Here is a 16,821-nt window from a genome sequence, read left to right as displayed (position 1 = left end):
CCAGGATCCCGATATGGATTCGCTCTCCGAGGTCCGCGCCCAGATCGACGCCATCGACGCCGACCTCGTCCGGCTGCTGGCCGACCGCCAGAGGCTCGTGCGGGCCGCCGCCGCGTTCAAGGCCGACGCGGGCGCCGTCCGCGCGCCCGGCCGGGTCGAGCAGGTCGTCGCGCTGGCCCGCGACCGCGCCGCGTCCGCCGGGCTGTCCCCCGACGTCGCCGAGGCGGTGTGGCGGGCGATGATCGGCGCGTTCATCGACCTCGAACTGGACGAGCACGCACGCCGCACCACCCCCTGACCCATGCCCCCCGACGCGCCTTACCGGGACGCGGCGGACGCCCTGTACGCGGCGTTCGCCCACGTCCCGCGGCCGACCCGGGTCGTGGGCTGCCCGTGCTGCGTCCCGCCCGACGCCGACCGGCCGCTGCTGGCGCGCCCGCCGCGCGACCTCGGCGCGCAGGACCTGGCGCGCTACGCCGCGAAGGCGCTCAGCACCTGGGGCGACGAGAACGACTTCCGGTACTTCGCGCCCCGCCTGCTGGAACTCGCCGCCGGCGACGCGTTCGCCTACCCCGACACCGAGATCGTCTTCGGCAAGCTCGGCCAGGCGGGCTGGGAGCGGTGGGGTCAGCGCGACGCCGTCGCCGCGTTCCTCGACGCGTTCTGGACGCGCACGCTGCTCGACCGCCCCGGCCCCCTGCCGATCGGCCGGGCGCTCTGCGCGCTCGCCGCCGCCCTCCCCGACGTGTCGTCCCACCTCGCCGGATGGGCGCGGCTGCCGTCCGAGGCCGCGATCAGGGACCTGCGCGACTTCGCCGCCGACGAGCTGACCTGGCGGGGCAGGCGGCCCGGCGTGCGCGCCGGCTTCTGGGACACCGGGAGCCGCCCGTACCGGCAGGTCGTCGCCTGGCTCACCGAAGGCGCCGCCGCCCGCGCGGTCGGCGACGCCTTCGAGCGGGCCGGGGACGAGACGGTCCTCGAACTGCTCGCCGAGACCGACTCGCTGCTGCGCGGCCCGTTCTGAACGGTCAGGCCCCGGCGCGGGCGGCCCACAGGTCGAGGGCCCTGTACGCCGGGACCCACTCGTTGGCGTACGCCGCCCGGACCGGCTCGGGCAGCGGCGCGAGCATCGCCGCGGTCGCCCGCTCGGACGCGCCGTCCAGCATCCACGGGATGATCCGCGACACGTCCGCGCCGACGCGCTGCCCGCTGACCTGGCCGAAGTGCCGCCACTGCTCCTCGGTCAAGGTCGCGTCGATCAGCGCGAGCGCCTCGTCCTCCTCGTGCTTCAAGTGCGCGGTCAGCGCGGTGGCCAGGACGTCGGTGAGCTCACCGAGGCGCGCCGGTCCCGTCTCGCGGTCGGCGAGCGCCGCGTCGACCGCGTCGATGGCCGGGTCGACCGCCGCGTGCTCGGCCTCCATCGCGTCCAGCAGCGCCAGGTCGTCCGGACGGCCGGCGAGCGCCGCGCGCATCGCCGGCCACAGCGCGTCGTCCTCGGCGGTGTGGTGGATGTGCAGCGCCTTCTTGAACAGCTCCCAGCCGACGGCGGTGGCCAGCACCTGCCGGGGGTCGTCGTCCGGACGCTCGGTGACCTCGGCGATGTGCCGCAGTTCGCGGCGCAGCGCGTCGTGGAAGGCGTACATGCTCGACATGTCCAGCTTGCTCATCGCGGTTCTCCTCACCCGTTCGGCTCGTACACCGCATTGACGAAGCGCCCGGAACGGATGTGACCGCCGGGGCGAAGAAAATCGCCCGGAGATCGGTAGGGTTGCGACCTCTTCCCTCGTCTTGGAGGTCCGTGCATGGCGGAGCCACGGCCGCTGCGTCCGAACGACCCGACCGAGGTCGGCGGGTACCGGTTGACGGGACGGGTCGGCGAGGGCGCCCAGGGGACGGTCTACCTGGGCGAGTCGGACGACGGCGAGCGCGTCGCCGTGAAGGTGCTGCGCGCCGAGATCGAGGGGGACGAGCGGGCCCGGACGCTGTTCGACCGGGAGCTGGCGGCGGCGCGGCGGGTCGCGCCGTTCTGCACGGCGCGGGTGTTCGCGGCGGAGGCCGGCGGCGAGGCGCCCTACATCGTCAGCGAGTACATCGACGGCCCGTCCCTGCGGGAACTGGTCGCCGGGCGCGGTCCGATGCCGGAGCCGGAGCTGCGGCGCCTCGCCATCGGCACGGCGACCGCGCTGGCCGCGATCCACGAGGCGGGCGTCGTGCACCGCGACTTCAAGCCCGCGAACGTGCTGCTCGGCCCGGACGGCCCGAAGGTCATCGACTTCGGCGTCGCGCGGCCGCTGGAGGCGACGTCGGCGACGCTGACGGGCGCGGTCGGCACGCCCGCGTACATGGCGCCGGAGCAGGTGTCGGGCGCGGCGGGCGGGGCGCCGCTGGACATGTTCGCGTGGGGCTGCACCATGGCCTACGCCGCGAACGGGACGCCGCCGTTCGGCGTCGACACCGTCCCGGCGATCATGCATCGGGTGCTGTACGCGCCGCCGGCGCTGGGCGTGCTGTCCGGGGAGCTGGGCGCGCTCGTGGCGGCGAGCCTGGAGAAGGACCCGGCGCGGCGTCCGACGGCGTTGCAGGTGCTGACGCGGCTGCTCGGCACCGGACCGGACGGGAACCTGCTGGCGGAGGGCACGTCGGCGGCGGCGACGCTGACCGCCGCGACGCTCCCGCCGCCCGCTCCCTTCGCGCCGCCGGCGACGATGCCCGGGCCGGTCCCGCCGCCGTTCCAGACCGTCCCGGCGGCTCCGCCGAAGGGCAACAAGGCGCTGCTGATCGTGGGTGCGGTCGCGGGCGTGGTCCTGTTGGCGGCCGCGACGACGACCGCCGCCCTCCTGCTGAAGGACGACGGCGGCAAGCCGTCGGCACGGCACGTGACCGGCGCCGCCGTCACACCCGCCACCACCGGTGCGAGGGGCGCCGGCGGGGGCCGCTGCACCTACCTGGCGCCGTCCTCCGGCGGCAATGTCAAGGACGTGGGCACGCCGCCGCCGGTCGCGCAGGCGACGGGCACCGTCCACGCCGCCATGAAGACCAACCTCGGCACGCTGAACCTCGACCTGGACGCCGCGAAGGCGCCCTGCACCGTGAACTCGGTGATGTACCTGGCGGGGAAGAAGTACTTCGACGGGACGCACTGCCACCGGCTCACCACCGACGCGTCCCTCAAGGTGCTCCAGTGCGGCGACCCGTCCGGGACCGGGTCGGGCGGTCCGAGCTACCGGTTCCCCGACGAGAACCTCGGCGAGGCCGCGTACACGCGCGGGACCGTGGCGATGGCCAACGCGGGCCCCGACACCAACGGGAGCCAGTTCTTCATCCTGTACGGGGACACGACGTCGCTGCCCAAGAGCTACACGGTGTTCGGGCACGTCACGTCCGGCATGGGCATCGTCGACAAGGTGGCCCAGGCCGGCGCGGAGCCCGCGCAGGACGGCACGCCGAAGCTGAAGGTCACCATCGAGCGGTTCACGACGTCGAACGCGTAGACGCCCCTGCGTAGTCGGCCAGGATGCCGAACCGCATGCCCGAATCATCCCAGCCCGGCGACCCCGAACGGATTGTCGACGGCGTAGCGCCAGCACCCGTCCGCGCCGCGCCTCGCCACGTCCGTCGCGGTGCCCTCGATGTGCACCGGCACGCCGTCCCGGCCCGTGCCGTCGATCACCCAGTCGACGATCAGCAGCGCCACGTCGCCCGCCGCGTAGACGTGCCGCGGGGTGACCTTGATCGGCACGCCGAGGGCCACGAACCGCTCGTTCGCCGCACGGGCATCCGCGCCGCTCAGGCCGGCGCCCGGTTCGGGCACGAACACCGCGCCGTCCTCGTACAGGTCCGCCACCGCCGCGGTGTCTCCGCTGTTGAACCGCTCCTCGAACACCTGGGGGACGTCCTCGGGACGCATCGCCGGCCGCCGCATCGTGATCCTTCCGGTAGACAAGATCGTCGAGACGCGGCAACGCTAGGAGGCCCGTTCATGGCTCACCAAACGGTCAGTCGCCCGGGACTGCCCGACGACCCCCGCGCGGACGCCGCCGCGCCGGACCCGTCCTGCCCGGTGGAGATCGCCCTCGACGCGCTGCGCGGACGGTGGACGACGCTGGTGATCCGCGAGCTGCTGCGCGGCGACCGCTCCTTCACCGGGCTGCGGGCCGCGCTGCCCGCGCTGTCGGACAAGGTGCTCGCCGACCGGCTCGCCCATCTCGTCCGCGCCGGCGTCCTCGACCGGCGCCGCGAACCGGGCGTGCCGCCCCGCACCCGCTACAGCCTCACCGACCGGGGCCGGCGCCTCGGCCCGGTGCTGCAGGCCCTCTGGGACTGGGGCGCCGGGGCACCCTAAGGGGTGGCGGCGGCGATGACGCGGGTGAGGGTGCCGTGCAGGTCCTCCAGCTCGCCACGGCCCATGCCGAGCCGCTGCATGATCGTGGCCGGGATCCTCTCCGCCTCCGCGCGGAGGGCCCGGCCCGCCTCGGTGACGGTGACGGCGAGCAGCCGCTCGTCGCGGACGTCGCGCTCGCGGCGGACGAGCCCGGCGGACTCCAGCCGCTTGAGCAGCGGCGACAGCGTCCCCGGATCGAGCTGGAGCAGCCGGCTCAGCTCCTTGACCGACAGCCGCCCGTGCTCCCAGAGCGCCAGCATCACCAGGTACTGCGGATGCGTCAGGCCCATCGGCTCCAGGAGCGGCCGGTAGAGCGCGAGCACGCTGCGCGACGCCACCACCAGCGCGAAGCAGACCTGGTTCTCCAGCGCGAGCGGGTCGGGAACGTCGTCCAGATCACGTGCCACGGAACCTCCGCTCGCCGGGTGCCTCGGCTATAAAGGTTACTACGGCAATGTTTTGTGCACCAACGGTTGGCGAGGCAACGGAGGACGCATGTTCGGCAGGGCACCCCTGGAAGAGCGCATCGCCCGCCGCCAGGCCGAACTCGGCCCCCGCCCCGCCGGGAGCGGCGGCCAGTTCGACCACCCCACCGCCAGGTACCTGTTCATCGGGCTGCTGGCCGTGACCGTGGCCGCCCACGTCATCGGCGGCGTCCTGTTCGCCGTCATGGGCTGAGGGAGCACGCATGGCACTCCGCCGCCCGTCGTTCCTGCCCTCCCTGGACGACCTGGAGCAGCAGGCTCAGGACCGCTCCGCGCAGGGCGCCCGGACGGGCTCGCAGTTCGGCCACCCGACCGCCAAGTACCTGTTCGTGGTCATGCTCGCGGTGACCGTCATCGCGCACGTGGTCGCCGGCGTGGTCTTCCTGGTCATGGGTCACTGAGGCGCGAGCCCGGCCGTCCACTCCGCGCTCGTCAAGACGTCGGCCTCGCGCGGGAAGAACCGTTCGACCAGGAAGCGGTGCATCTCCTCGTCGGCGTCGTCGCACCCGTCCGACAGGACGATCTGCGCGTACTGCCGCTCCGTCGCGTCCCGCAGGGTGCTGATGACGACGCCGCTGGTCGCCAGGCCGGTCAGCACGAGCGTCCCGGCACCGCGCGCACGGAGGAGCGCGTCCAGGTCCGTGCCGGCGAACGCGCTGAAGAACCGCTTGTCGAGGACGGGTTCGCCGGGCAGCGGCGCGACCGCCGGATGGATCTCGCTGCCCGGGTTCGACTCGGTGATCGTGTCCGTGCCGAGCAGGCCCTGGAACGGCTTGTTCAGCGGCCCGATCTCCGGGTGGCCGTCACGGTGCCGGACCCGGACGTGGATCACCGGCACATCCGCCGAGCGGGCCGCCTTCACCGTCTCCGCCAGCCGGGACAGGTAACCGTCCGCCCGGTCTCCCAACTGCGCCGCCACCGCGTGCTGCACGTCCATCACCAGAAGGGTCTGCGTCTCTCGGTTCACGGCGGACATGACATCGCCGGACGGGGCGCCGCGTCCAACAGCCGTCCGGCCGGATCGACAACCGGGGGTTGTCATGGCAGCGTGATTGACTGTCCGGATGATCGACTATGAGGTGGTGCGCGTCTTCTGCGACGCCGGAGGGGCGCACGGCAACCGGCTCGGCGTCGTCCGCGACGGCGCCGCCGTCCCCGGCGCGGCCCGCCGCCAGGAGGTCGCGCGCGAGCTGGGCTTCAGCGAGACGATCTTCATCGACGACGCCGGGCGCGGCGCCATCGACATCTACACCCCCTCCGCGCGGTTGCCGTTCGCCGGGCATCCCTGCGTCGGCGCCGCCTGGCTGCTCGGCGTCCCCGCCCTGGTCACCGCGGCGGGCGTGGTGGACGTCCGGCGCGACGGCGACCTCACCTGGATCACCGGGCGCGCCGACTGGGCACCCGGCCGCACCCTCCGGCAGTACGGGTCGGCCGAGGAGGTCGACGCGCTGCCCGTCCCGCCGCCGGGCGAATGGATCTACGCGTGGGCGTGGCAGGACGAGCCGTCCGGCCGGGTCCGCGCCCGCGGGTTCCCCGGCCGCGGCGACGGCATCGACGAGGACGAGGCGACCGGCGCCGCCGCGCTCCTGCTGACGTCCCGCCTCGGCCGTCCGCTCACCGTCACCCAGGGTCGGGGCTCGCAGATCATGACGGCGCCGCGCCCCGGCGACCTGGTCGAGGTGGCCGGACGGGTCCGGCGCGAGCCGCGGGCTGCGAGCATGGCCCCATGAACCGCACCTTCGATGACCTGGTCGAAGAAGCCGACTCCGTCTCCGTCGACGGCTGGGACTTCACCTGGCTGGACGGCCGCGCGACCGAGCAGCGGCCCTCGTGGGGCTACCAGCGCCTGATGAGCGAGCGGCTGGCGATGGCCACCGCGGCGCTGGACGTCCAGACCGGCGGCGGCGAGGTCCTGGCCGAGGCCGCGGCCTTCCCGCCGACGATGGTCGCGACGGAGTCGTGGCCGCCCAACGTCGTCAAGGCCACGCGGCTGCTGCACCCGCGCGGCGCGGCGGTGGTCGTCCATCCCGACGAGCCGCCGCTGCCGTTCGCCGACGGCGCGTTCGACCTGGTCACCAGCCGTCACCCCGCGGTCGTCTGGTGGGCGGAGATCGCCCGCGTCCTCGCGCCAGGCGGCGCCTACTTCGCCCAGCACGTCGGGCCCGCCAGCGTCTTCGAGGTGACCGAGTTCTTCCTCGGGCCGCAGCCCAAGGCGCGGAGCAAACGCGACCCGGAGATCGAGAGCGCGGACGCCCGCGCCGCCGGCCTCGACGTGATCGACCTGCGCTTCGAACGGCTGCGCATGGAGTTCTTCGACATCGGCGCGGTCGTCTACTTCCTGCGCAAGGTGATCTGGATCGTTCCCGGCTTCACCGTCGAGCGCTACCGCGACCGGCTGCGGGACATGCACGAGCTGATCCAGCGCGACGGCTCATTCGTCGCGCATTCGTCCCGCTTCCTGATCGAGGCGCGCAAGCCCGCGTGAGCGGGGCCCGGCTCGGGCCGGGCCCCGCCCCCGGCTATGGCCGCGAAATGTGCAGGATCTCGGTCGCGCGCTCGTAGCCCGCGCGCCGGTAGATGCGTTCCGCGTCGTCGTTGTCCGGCATCAGGAACGGCTTGGTGATCCCGATGGTCCGGGCCTCGCGCGTGAGCCACGCCGTCACCGCCGCCGCGATCCCGCGCCGCCGATGGGACGCGCGCACGCCGACGCCCGCGAGCTCGCTGACGCCCCGGTGCGGCGGACCGAACTGACCGGCGCCGACGCCTTCGCCGCTCGCCGCGTCCACGGCCAGCGCCACCAGACCGCCGCGCTCGACGACTCGCCGCAGCCGCGCCACGTCGTGCTCCGCGGCCTCCGGCATGCCGTACGCCTCGCTCTGCACCCGCGCGACCTGCCACAACAGCGCGTCGTCCGCGGCCTTGACGACCTCGACCGGCCCGCTGGTCTCCGGCATCGGCGGCATGCCTTCGCACGTGAGGATCGGCAGTCTCCGCTCCTGGCGGAACCCGGCGGCCAGCAGCGCCGCCTCCACACCGGGGGCCGCGGCGGGCAGGTACTCCAGCCGCGGCGTCCGGCGGCGATCCGCGAACGCCGCGATGAGATTCGCGACGTCCCGCGAGGTGGGCCGGGCGCCGTCGTCCGGGACGGCGTAGTTGAAGAACAGCCCGTCGTCGTGCTCGTCCAGCCTGGCGAGGAACGGCGGAACGCGGACGGCGGCGTCGCCCGCGGCGGCACGCAGATAGGCGTGCACGTCGGATTCGAACATGGTGAGGAAACCCCTACTGGTTCGGGTGAATGGGAACGGCGGCGTGCACGGGCCGCTCCGTAACCAGCACCGGACGATGGTCCGGTGGTGCGCAGCGGCCCGTCAGCGGGTCGCAGGCACAGGCCTCACTCCTCGGGATAGCGATCGGACGACCGGATCAATCTACGCGATCCATGATCACTCCCCCTACGGGGGCGGTGTGCGGCAGGTAAGCGTACGACGTACTCCTACGAGGGGCGCCCATGAGCATCCGCACCGCACGCGACCTGACCGACTTCCTCACCGACTACACCCGCGACATGGCCGTCTCGGACGAGGACCCGGCCGCGGTCCTGGACCGCTACTTCGTGCCGGACTTCGCGTACCGCAATGACGGTCTCGCGATCGACCGCCGGCGGATGATCGAGCACGCGGGACCGGTCCGCAAGAACATCGACAAGGCGGCGATGGCGGCCGCCGACCGGTCCGGCCTGGAAATCTACGAGGCGATGGTCTCCGGCGACCGGATCGCCGCGCGGTACACGCTCCGCACCAGAATGCGGAAGGGGAAGACGTTCGCCGCGGAGATCTACATGTTCGGCCGCCTCGCGCCCGACGGACGCATCCAGCAAGTGGACCAGGTCACCAGGCGGCTCGACGAATGAGACCTCAGCCACCGGCGGTCCGATGCTGGTACAGGTCGCGCAGGACGCCGAGTTCGGCGGTGTGATGGGTGAACTCGTCCAGCACGTGCAGCGCGGTGTCGATGACCGGGTAGTCGGCGTAGCCGAAGAAAGCGGGACCGGACGGCCCCCACCAGCGCTCATCGGCCATCGCGCCGAGCGGCTCCCGCCAATGGACACGAAAGGCCGTCTCCAGAAACCCGAGCCCGCCGTCGGCCGTTCCGGAGAATTCGACGTCGTCCAGCGTGATGTTCCGGCCATGGAAGAGCCGGGTGCCGTAGTCGATGAACGTCAGCCCGACATGGCCGATGCGCCACGCAATGGTCGCCACCGGCACCGGATCGGGAGCGGGCCCGCCGCCGCCCTCCCCGTCGATCAGCCACCGGCCGCCGGCGTCCGGACGGAGCGTCCACCCGTCCGGCGCGGGTTCCCACAGGTACTCGTCGTCGGTGAGCCCTTCGAGCCGGCCCCGCGTCCGCCGCCACACCTCGTCGAACGCCCGCACGATCGAATCCCGCACAGTGGTCATGGGGGCAGTAAATCACGAGTCATTCGAGCGCACTCGTCATTTACCGCTGCCCCTTCTCGAATGGCCGCGCGGCCGTAACACCGCCGCTGAAGCCATTTATGCAGGACACCGCCATTGCCCGGCAGCCGCAGTCACGACACGACGCCCTTCACTGCGCAGTCGCCCCGAGATCGCGGCCAAGAAAGGCCAGAAGCTCCCGATGCGGCTCCGCCCCGTCCGGCGCGAGACGCTCGGGACCGAACATGCCAGGCCGCCGAAAGGCGCTGAAGTCCATCCCCCTCATGACCGCGAGCAGACCCCGGCAGGCGTCCTGGTCGACAAGCTCTTCCTGACCGGTGGCAACGGCCAGATCAGCACCGTGGGCGAGCAGTTCGGTGAGGTGGACGAGCGCCGCCATCGGCCCGGGCAGCACCCCGAACCCCAGCCGGACCTCTTTTTCGAGGACACCCGGACGATGCCAGGCCGCCCGATCGAGACCGGCCGCCGCTGCGAACGCCGCCTGCGGATCCCCGCCGAGCCAGTCGTCCTCATGACGACCGCCCGGGTCAGTGCCCTCGAGTTCGGCGGCAAAGATCCGCATCCCGCCCACAAGGTGGTTAAGCTCCGCCCGCACATCCCACCCCGCACACAGCGAAGGCAGCCCGAGCTGGTCACCACTGATGCCATCAACGACCCCCGCCACCATCACCAAGGCCCGATCGATCTGATCGATCACATCGCTCATGTCGCCCTCCGAACGCTAAAGCAGTCACCAACTGCGTTTGACAGAACAGTATCCCCACCGTCCCAACAAACGCAAGTCGTAACTGCGTTAACAGAAGGACCTGGCCCTGAAGCAACCGCGCCGAGCAGCACCGCCTGCGATGCCACCCGTGGAGCGCACTCACGAGAAGAACCCGCCCCATGACCCCAGAGGCCGGACCCGAAGGCCAGACGCGCAGGCCAGACGCGACACGGACGCCGGACGTGGATGCCGGACGCGGTGGCTACGGCCTTGCGACTGCGGCCTTGCGACTGCGGCCCAGGGGGTGGGGCCTGGTGATTGCAGTACGGGGCCGGTATCAGGCGCCCGGCATCGAGGGTGCGTGTGAGGGGTTAGGGGTTCGAGTTGGTGGCGGCACCGCGTAGCTATGGGCGGCCGTACACGGATCCGTTGATATGGGGTCATGGGCAAAGGGCGAGCGGGCGGTGGGGGCGGCGCTGCGTACGGGGCCGCCCCTCCAAAGTCAAGGGCGCCTTCGGCGTCGCTTCGCGATGGACTTCGTCCACCCTTGACTTTGGAGCCTCTGCGGCCCCTGAGGCAGCGCCTAAGGGCAGGCTCCGCCTGCCCCGCCTGGTCGCGCCGCCCCCACCGCCCGCCCACGTCCGCGTGTTCCAAGAAATAGGTATGCATCGGGCGAAGGGCCGAGGGGCGCGCCGCTTCACCGGGCCGGTGGTGTTGAGAGCCGCGTAGCCGGTCGGTGGGGCAGCCATGGGAGGAGAGCATGTGTGCCTTGGCTCGTCATTGAGGGCAGGCAGCATCCCGGACTGCAGCGCTGGGGATGTCGGCGCCCTCGCGTACTGCGGTGCAGGGAGGGCGCTGGCGAGGCTGGGGCGGGGATGTCCGAGCTGGACTGGCCACCGCGGGTGTCGGTGGATCGGGGAGGGCCGCGAGTGATGTGGGCATGCCGGTTCGCCCGAGATCCCATGTGGATTCGGGCGAACCGGTCATGTGCGGGTGGGGCCGTTATGCGGCCCAGGTGATGGCGGGATCTGGTGGGCCGAGTGTGCCCGGCGGCCCATTCCCGGTTCGGGTTCTTGACCTGGCGTCGGATGGTGGGAGTAGGCGGTAGATGTATCGCCCGTCCGGATCTTTGCTGATCCCGATCTGCTTCGGGCTGGTGTGTTTGAAGCGGTTGTGCCACCCGCAGGTGAGCGTGAGCTGATCGATGTCGGTGGGCGAGTTCCCGAGGGCCCAGCCGTGGACGTGGTCGACCTCGCACAGCGTCCCGGGGATCTCGCACTCCCGCACCGCGCAGGTGGGGTAGAGGGTTTCCAGGACCCGGCGTTGGGCCGGGGTGGCGAACCGTTCCCGGTATCCCAGGTACAGCGGGTTGTGCCCGCGTCCCAGGATCAGCGGGGAGACTCCGGCCGCAAGGGCGATGCGGCGCACCTGCTCAGCCGGGATCGGCGTGCCGTCGATGAGGTGACCCGGGGCGTTGCCGCCGGTGAGGGTCTCCAGGTCGCAGATGGCGGTGACCTTGGTGGCCTTGTGTCCACCGGACAGCACACTCGACAGCGCCGCTGCTGTTCGTTCGGCGACGTCGCGGTGGTCCTCAGGCCCGGCCGGCTTGGCCAGCGGAGCGAGTGTGCCGTCCCAGATCGCGGCGTCCTCGGCGTTCAGCCACCCCTTGATGTAGCGGCCGCCGTCCAGGGAGCCGGTGCTGGTGATCCAGGACTTGGCGTAGCCGCGCTTGGCGTCCTCGGGTTCGCGGTCGGTGCCGTTGTTCTCGGCGATGACGTCGCGGATGCGGCGGCCGAACACTCCGACCTTGCCCGGCGAGAACCCCTGGTCGACGAAACCCAGCAGGGTCCGTTCGGCCTCGGCGCATTCATCGTCGTCCAGCCGCGCGACCGAGTCGCTGATGGTGGTGGCGTATCCGTAGGACAGCTCCCCGGCCGCCAGTTGCTCGGTCACCTGCGGTAGGCGGTGCCGTTGCCGGGCCAACACGAGGCGTTCCTTGGCGCGGTTCTCCCGCATCCCCAGGCGGGACCGCAGCCACGCCCGCGTGGAGGGAAATCCCCACCTCTGCTGCTCTCCGGTGGCGTCGACTCGGCCGATGAATCCAGCCAGTGCGCTTTCCTGCATATCGCAGGCGGCCACCAGATCCTCGGTGAGTTCCAGGCACGCGGCCGCCGATTCAGGGGCCTCTCGCTGGGCGAGTTCAGTGGCGATCGTCGAGAGCGCGTTCACCAATTCCATGGTGGACGCGCCCTCAAGGTCGACCGTCACTGACTGCATACCTAAAGTGTACCCTAGGTGACCGACAATTGCACATCGAAAGGGGACTTCCTTCTGTTGATCAGCGGCGAGATATAGGTAGACGCGCTCCCACCTTCCCGCCCTTGAGGCGATCGGTGAATTGTCCCTTTGGGTTGATTTGTCGAACACGCGGACGTGGGCGGGCGGTGGGGGCGGCGCGACCAGGCGGGGCAGGCGGAGCCTGCCCTTAGGCGCTGCCTCAGGGGCCGCAGAGGCTCCAAAGTCAAGGGTGGACGAAGTCCATCGCGAAGCGACGCCGAAGGCGCCCTTGACTTTGGAGGGGCGGCCCCGTACGCAGCGCCGCCCCCACCGCCCTTTTAACCCATGCTCGAATCCCTCACAAGCCCAACCTCCATCGCACCCTGGTCACGCAAAGGTGGCCGCTATCCCGTAATGATCTGAAAGGTACATGAGGCGCCCATCCGGAAGGGCGACCTTTTCCTTGAAGACGAGACTGGTGGTCGCTCGAAGGGGCGGGCTGGCGAGGATCTGGTCTATTGGCTTCGGGCCGGGGAGTTCGGCGCTGGGTCGATAGGTGGTCGCTGGGTCATTGTCCAGCACATCCCGGAGCCTGGCCGCCTCGATGAACTCGCGGAGGATCGGCGAGTTCCGAGGAACGTTGAAGTCGCCGGCGACGACCAGCGGGTCGGTCAGGGTCGGGTGCGCCAGCAAGCCGGTGAGTTCGGCGAGTTCGCTCGCCTCTGCCTGCGCGTAAGGATTGGTCCGTGACCAGTCGTCGGTCTTGTTGGCCGACAGGTGGGTGTTGGCGATCGTCACGTGCTCGTCCCCGAGCCGCACGCGCGTCAGCAGGACGCCCTTGCGCATGAGGTGTTCGGGGCGGCGCGGCCCGGCGAAGGTGTACGGGCGGAAGTAGCGGCGGGTGATGGGATGACGGGAGAGCGTCACCAGGCCGCCGTGGACCAGCGGAACGAGCGGACCGTGCGCGATGTGCGGATATGACCGCGCGGTGCGGCGGAGCGCCATCAGGTTCAGCGGCGATATCACTTCCTGAAGGCAGACCACGTCGTACGGCGACTCCTCCAGGATCCGGCCGAGGGCCTTGGTACGGGCGCGGGAATCGCCTCGGAAGAGCGTGTTGAACGTCAGCAGGGCGAATTTCATGGACGCTCGGCGAGGTACTGGGCGGCCAGGCGTTTCGGGGCCTGGACGAGCCATGCCTCGACCAGGAGTTCTTCGAGCTCGTCCCGCTGGATCTCGTCCAGGCGGACGAGGATCATCGGGTAGCCGTCGAAGTGCGGGGTGGTGAAGTAGACGTCCGGGGCGTCGGCGAGGAGCGCCTCTTTGGCGCCGATGTCGGGGACGCGCGCGCCGAGGATCGGGCCGTCCGGTGCGGTGTCACCGAGGGCCTCGAGGTCGGATTTGCGGAGCGGGCGTTCCAGCGCGAAGAGCTTGCCCCTGACGGTCCATTTCGGGCCGAGGCCCTTGTGCGTCTCCTCGGTCTCGGGCAGTGCGAGGGCGATGCGCCGCACGTCGTCCCACGTGGCCATGGTGACCACGATATGCCGTCAGGCTCGACGTTCACTGTTGTCAGGGGGACGAGCACGATCCGGGCAGGGCGGCCTGGTCCGTCTCGGCCCTGCCCGGGAGTTGGCTGCCGGTTGCGGCCGGGGAGGTGTTTGATGCCCTGTGCGGCGTGCTGGTCGCGCGGGAGTCTGATTCGGTCGGGACGGCTGATATCGATCTCGACGGCTCGCATCAGCCGCTATCGCGAGCGTCTTGCGGGTGCTTATGGGCACCGGCCGCGACCGTTATTGGACGGTGGTCACGCGGCGGTGGGTTCGGCGGTATTCGCTGGGGGTGACGCCGAGTTCGCGGGCGAAATGGGTGCGGAGGTTGGGTGCGGTGCCGAGGCCGCATTTCTCGGCGACGAGGTCGACGGACAGGTCGGTCTCCTCCAGCAGTTCCCGCGCCCGGATGACGCGCTGGGCGAGGAGCCAGCGCAGGGGCGTCGTGCCCGTTTCGGCGTGGAAGCGGCGGATCAGGGTGCGGCTGGTCAGACCGGCCCGGGCGGCGAGTTCGGCGGTGGTGACGGGGCGGTCGAGCTGCGTCAGCGCCCATTCCAGGACGGGCGCGAGGCCGTCGGCGCGGCCGGACGGGGGGAGCGGCGTCTCGACGTACTGGGCCTGGCCGCCGGTGCGGTGCGGCGGGACGACCATCTGGCGGGCGACGGCGTTGGCGACGTCCGCGCCGAGGTCCTGGCGGATGATGTGCAGGCAGAGGTCGATCCCGGCGCTGTTGCCGGCGCCGGTGAGCAGGTCGCCGTCGTCGATGTAGAGGACGGACGTGTCGTCCTCGACGGCCGGGAACCGCTCGCGCAGGACGGGCGCGTGCTTCCAGTGCAGGGCGGTGCGGCGCCCGTCGAGGAGGCCGGCGGCGGCGAGGACGAACGCGCCGGAGCAGAGCGAGACGATGCGGGCGCCCCGCGCGTGGGCGGCGCGGACGGCCTCGATGACCTGCGGCGACGGGTCGGCCAACACGTTGCCCGTGGCCGGGATGACCACGGTGTCGGCCGTGTCGAGGACGTCCAGCCCGTGCGGCGCGACGAGCTGGAAGGCGCCGGGCAGGTCGTCCTGCCCGGACGAGCCGCGCAGCGGGGACTCTCCCTGCGAGCAGAGCCGGACGTCGTACCAGGGGCCGGTGGGGGAGGGCGGCGGCGAGCCGAACAGCTGGCAGGGGATGGCGACCTCGAAGATCGGTGCGCCGGGGACGACCAGGATCGCCAGCATCCGCGTCATGTCAGTAATCTATCGAACAGTGTCAATCCTGCCACTCGTGGCGGGCGCCGCCGGTTTCGATCATTGACGGCATGAGTGCACGAACACGATCCGAGCCGGAAGCCGTCCCCGAAGCGCCTGCCCAAGCAGTGGACGCGCGGCGCTGGCTGGTGCTGGCCGTCGCGTCGACGGCCCAGTTCCTGGCGATCCTCGACCTGTTCGCGGTGAGCGTGGCGTTCCCGGCGCTGCGGCGCTCGTTCGACGGCGCGCCGTTGCCGCAGGTGTCGTGGGTGCTGAACGCGTACACGATCGTCCTTGCGGCGCTGCTCGTCCCCGCGGGGCGGCTCGCGGACGACACCAGCCGCAAGAAGAGCTTTCTCGCGGGTATGGCGCTGTTCGGCCTGGCGTCGGTCGGGTGCGCGGGGGCGCCGACGCTGCCGGTGCTGGTCGCGGCGCGGGTCGTCCAGGCGGCGGCGGGCGCGGTGCTGGTCCCGACGTCGCTCGGGCTCGCGCTGCCAGCGTTCCCCAGGCGCGAGCACCCCACGGTGATGGGGATCTGGACGGCGGTGGCGGCGCTCGGCGGCGGCTGCGGACCGGTGCTCGGCGGGCTGCTGCTGATGGCGGGCTGGCGGTGGATCTTCCTGATCAACGTGCCGGTGACGGCGGCGGCGATGGTCGCGGGAAGGCGGCTGCTGCCGGACACGCCGCCGAAGGCGCGGCAGCGGCTCGACCTGCTGGGGTCGGCGCTGGTGCTGAACGCGGCGACGGCGGTGACCGCGCTGCTCGTCGAGGGTTCGACCTGGGGTTACGAGTCGGTCCGGACGGCCGCGTGCGCGGTGGCGGCGGTCGTGCTCGGGGCGCTGGCGGTGGCGCACATGTGGCGGCACCCGAACCCGGTGATCGGCCTCGACCTGTTCCGGCACCGGACGTTCGCGGTGGCGGTCTCCGGCGTCTTCCTCTACTACCTGGTGTTCGCGGCGACGCTGGTGGCGGGGTCGCTGTTCTTCACCGGGGTGTGGCACTACTCGGTGGTGCGGGCGGGTCTGGGCATCGCGCCGATCCCGCTGTCGTGCGTGGTGATGTCGCCGTTCTCCGGACGGATCGTCGGACGGATCGGCGGGCGCGCGTCGGCGGTGCTGGGCGGGCTGGCGCTGGCGGCCGGCTGCGGCTGGTGGGCGGCGTTCGCGTCCGGCGGCCCGGAGTACCTGACGATGTTCGTGCCCGGCGCGGTGCTGGTCGGGGTGAGCACGGCGCTGCTGCAGCCGCCGCTGTTCGGGTCCGCGGCGGCGCTGCCCGCGGACCGGCTGTCGCTGGGGTCGGCGGTGCTGATGATGGCGCGGCAGATCAGCTCGGCGCTCGGCATCGCGGTGCTGACGGTGCTGCTGGGGGACGGGGTGCGGCCGCCGGTGGCGGCCTTCCGGCACGGCTGGCTGTTCATGGTCGGCGCGGCGCTGCTGTCCGCCCTGGTCTCCCGCCATTTCCGGACGGAACACAACAATAGGTAGAAATGCCATAAACAGCCCGGTGTCACTAGCCGGAAAGCGCGGCTGACTATCCGGTTAGCGTTGCGAAGGATGACCGGGCTCGGGCATAGTTGATGCCGCACGTTCTCGCGCTTCTTCACCCGAGGAAGACAGAAGATCCACCGACCCCCGCCGAAGAGCACCGAATTTCCGGAAGAACGCGACATGCGTGCCCTGGGACCCGCCATCACCCGCTCGCGACCGCGCCGGAAGGCCTT

At 71.6% G+C, this 16,821-nt stretch carries 21 protein-coding genes; 10 read left to right on the top strand and 11 right to left on the bottom strand.

The window, feature by feature from the left end; translation table 11 throughout:
- Positions 1–13: 13 nt before the first annotated feature.
- Both QP089_RS28815 and QP089_RS28810 read left to right on the top strand, forming a co-directional pair.
- Positions 14–298: a chorismate mutase gene (locus QP089_RS28815; RefSeq protein ID WP_285915641.1), complete on the top strand. Its 285-nt coding sequence runs from the start codon at positions 14–16 to the stop codon at positions 296–298.
- Between the two features lie 3 nt (positions 299–301).
- Positions 302–1,024 (top strand): hypothetical protein, encoded by a 723-nt coding sequence (locus QP089_RS28810; protein ID WP_285915639.1) that lies wholly within the window; start codon positions 302–304, stop codon positions 1,022–1,024.
- 4 nt (positions 1,025–1,028) lie between these two features.
- On the opposite strand, the gene QP089_RS28805 is transcribed toward QP089_RS28810, so the two are convergent.
- Positions 1,029–1,667 (bottom strand): hemerythrin domain-containing protein, encoded by a 639-nt coding sequence (locus QP089_RS28805; protein ID WP_285915637.1) that lies wholly within the window; start codon positions 1,665–1,667, stop codon positions 1,029–1,031.
- Positions 1,668–1,802: 135 nt separating this feature from the next.
- Here QP089_RS28805 and QP089_RS28800 point away from each other — a divergent pair, with 135 nt between their 5' ends.
- A complete protein-coding gene (locus QP089_RS28800; protein ID WP_285915636.1) occupies positions 1,803–3,491 on the top strand; it encodes a protein kinase domain-containing protein in 1,689 nt (562 codons plus the stop codon).
- Between the two features lie 44 nt (positions 3,492–3,535).
- Here the strand turns inward: QP089_RS28800 and QP089_RS28795 are convergent, their stop codons facing one another.
- On the bottom strand, positions 3,536–3,922 hold the full coding sequence (locus QP089_RS28795) for a YybH family protein (RefSeq protein ID WP_285915634.1): 387 nt from the start codon (positions 3,920–3,922) through the stop codon (positions 3,536–3,538).
- Between the two features lie 57 nt (positions 3,923–3,979).
- Here QP089_RS28795 and QP089_RS28790 point away from each other — a divergent pair, with 57 nt between their 5' ends.
- Entirely contained in the window at positions 3,980–4,342 is a 363-nt protein-coding gene (locus QP089_RS28790) for a winged helix-turn-helix transcriptional regulator (RefSeq protein WP_285915632.1), read from the top strand.
- On the opposite strand, the gene QP089_RS28785 is transcribed toward QP089_RS28790, so the two are convergent.
- Positions 4,339–4,788: a MarR family winged helix-turn-helix transcriptional regulator gene (locus QP089_RS28785; RefSeq protein ID WP_285915630.1), complete on the bottom strand. Its 450-nt coding sequence runs from the start codon at positions 4,786–4,788 to the stop codon at positions 4,339–4,341. The genes QP089_RS28790 and QP089_RS28785 overlap by 4 nt on opposite strands.
- Before the next feature lie 88 nt (positions 4,789–4,876).
- On the opposite strand from QP089_RS28785, the gene QP089_RS28780 reads away from it, so the two are divergent.
- Positions 4,877–5,059 (top strand): hypothetical protein, encoded by a 183-nt coding sequence (locus tag QP089_RS28780; protein WP_285915628.1) that lies wholly within the window; start codon positions 4,877–4,879, stop codon positions 5,057–5,059.
- A gap of 10 nt (positions 5,060–5,069) precedes the next feature.
- Positions 5,070–5,267: a hypothetical protein gene (locus QP089_RS28775; RefSeq protein WP_285915626.1), complete on the top strand. Its 198-nt coding sequence runs from the start codon at positions 5,070–5,072 to the stop codon at positions 5,265–5,267.
- Here the strand turns inward: QP089_RS28775 and QP089_RS28770 are convergent.
- Positions 5,261–5,833 (bottom strand): cysteine hydrolase family protein, encoded by a 573-nt coding sequence (locus tag QP089_RS28770; RefSeq protein WP_285915625.1) that lies wholly within the window; start codon positions 5,831–5,833, stop codon positions 5,261–5,263. The genes QP089_RS28775 and QP089_RS28770 overlap by 7 nt on opposite strands.
- 97 nt (positions 5,834–5,930) lie before the next feature.
- Here QP089_RS28770 and QP089_RS28765 point away from each other — a divergent pair, with 97 nt between their 5' ends.
- Entirely contained in the window at positions 5,931–6,596 is a 666-nt protein-coding gene (locus QP089_RS28765) for a PhzF family phenazine biosynthesis protein (protein WP_285915624.1), read from the top strand.
- Positions 6,593–7,351, top strand: a complete 759-nt coding sequence (locus tag QP089_RS28760; RefSeq protein ID WP_285915623.1) for a class I SAM-dependent methyltransferase — start codon at positions 6,593–6,595, stop codon at positions 7,349–7,351. Before QP089_RS28765 ends, QP089_RS28760 begins: the two co-directional genes overlap by 4 nt.
- 34 nt (positions 7,352–7,385) lie before the next feature.
- Here QP089_RS28760 and QP089_RS28755 read toward each other — a convergent pair whose 3' ends face one another.
- Positions 7,386–8,132, bottom strand: coding sequence for a GNAT family N-acetyltransferase (locus QP089_RS28755; protein WP_285915622.1), 747 nt, complete (start codon positions 8,130–8,132; stop codon positions 7,386–7,388).
- 242 nt (positions 8,133–8,374) lie between these two features.
- On the opposite strand from QP089_RS28755, the gene QP089_RS28750 reads away from it, so the two are divergent.
- Complete coding sequence (locus QP089_RS28750; protein WP_285915620.1) at positions 8,375–8,776, top strand: nuclear transport factor 2 family protein; 402 nt, start codon at positions 8,375–8,377, stop codon at positions 8,774–8,776.
- Between the two features lie 4 nt (positions 8,777–8,780).
- Here the strand turns inward: QP089_RS28750 and QP089_RS28745 are convergent, their stop codons facing one another.
- The 6 genes from QP089_RS28745 to QP089_RS28720 all read right to left on the bottom strand — a co-directional run bounded on the left by QP089_RS28745 (position 8,781) and on the right by QP089_RS28720 (position 15,101).
- Positions 8,781–9,323: a DinB family protein gene (locus tag QP089_RS28745; RefSeq protein WP_285915619.1), complete on the bottom strand. Its 543-nt coding sequence runs from the start codon at positions 9,321–9,323 to the stop codon at positions 8,781–8,783.
- 148 nt (positions 9,324–9,471) lie between these two features.
- Positions 9,472–10,047, bottom strand: coding sequence for a TIGR03086 family metal-binding protein (locus QP089_RS28740; RefSeq protein ID WP_285915618.1), 576 nt, complete (start codon positions 10,045–10,047; stop codon positions 9,472–9,474).
- A gap of 1,002 nt (positions 10,048–11,049) precedes the next feature.
- A complete protein-coding gene (locus QP089_RS28735; RefSeq protein ID WP_285915617.1) occupies positions 11,050–12,324 on the bottom strand; it encodes an HNH endonuclease signature motif containing protein in 1,275 nt (424 codons plus the stop codon).
- 387 nt (positions 12,325–12,711) lie between these two features.
- Positions 12,712–13,467: an endonuclease/exonuclease/phosphatase family protein gene (locus QP089_RS28730; protein WP_285915615.1), complete on the bottom strand. Its 756-nt coding sequence runs from the start codon at positions 13,465–13,467 to the stop codon at positions 12,712–12,714.
- Positions 13,464–13,853 carry an MmcQ/YjbR family DNA-binding protein gene (locus QP089_RS28725; RefSeq protein ID WP_285915614.1) on the bottom strand — a complete coding sequence of 130 codons (390 nt, stop codon included), beginning with the start codon at positions 13,851–13,853 and terminating at the stop codon, positions 13,464–13,466. The genes QP089_RS28730 and QP089_RS28725 overlap by 4 nt, the downstream gene beginning before the upstream one ends.
- A 261-nt stretch (positions 13,854–14,114) precedes the next feature.
- Positions 14,115–15,101 (bottom strand): GlxA family transcriptional regulator, encoded by a 987-nt coding sequence (locus QP089_RS28720; protein WP_285915613.1) that lies wholly within the window; start codon positions 15,099–15,101, stop codon positions 14,115–14,117.
- A 71-nt stretch (positions 15,102–15,172) separates the two neighbouring features.
- On the opposite strand from QP089_RS28720, the gene QP089_RS28715 reads away from it, so the two are divergent.
- On the top strand, positions 15,173–16,585 hold the full coding sequence (locus QP089_RS28715) for an MFS transporter (RefSeq protein ID WP_285915611.1): 1,413 nt from the start codon (positions 15,173–15,175) through the stop codon (positions 16,583–16,585).
- The last annotated feature ends 236 nt before the right edge of the window (positions 16,586–16,821 follow it).

The sequence above is a fragment of the Actinomadura opuntiae genome (assembly GCF_030283205.1).
Classification (GTDB): Bacteria; Actinomycetota; Actinomycetes; order Streptosporangiales; family Streptosporangiaceae; genus Spirillospora.
Note: the sequence above shows the minus strand (reverse complement) of the source record. Positions and strands in the feature narration are given on the sequence as shown.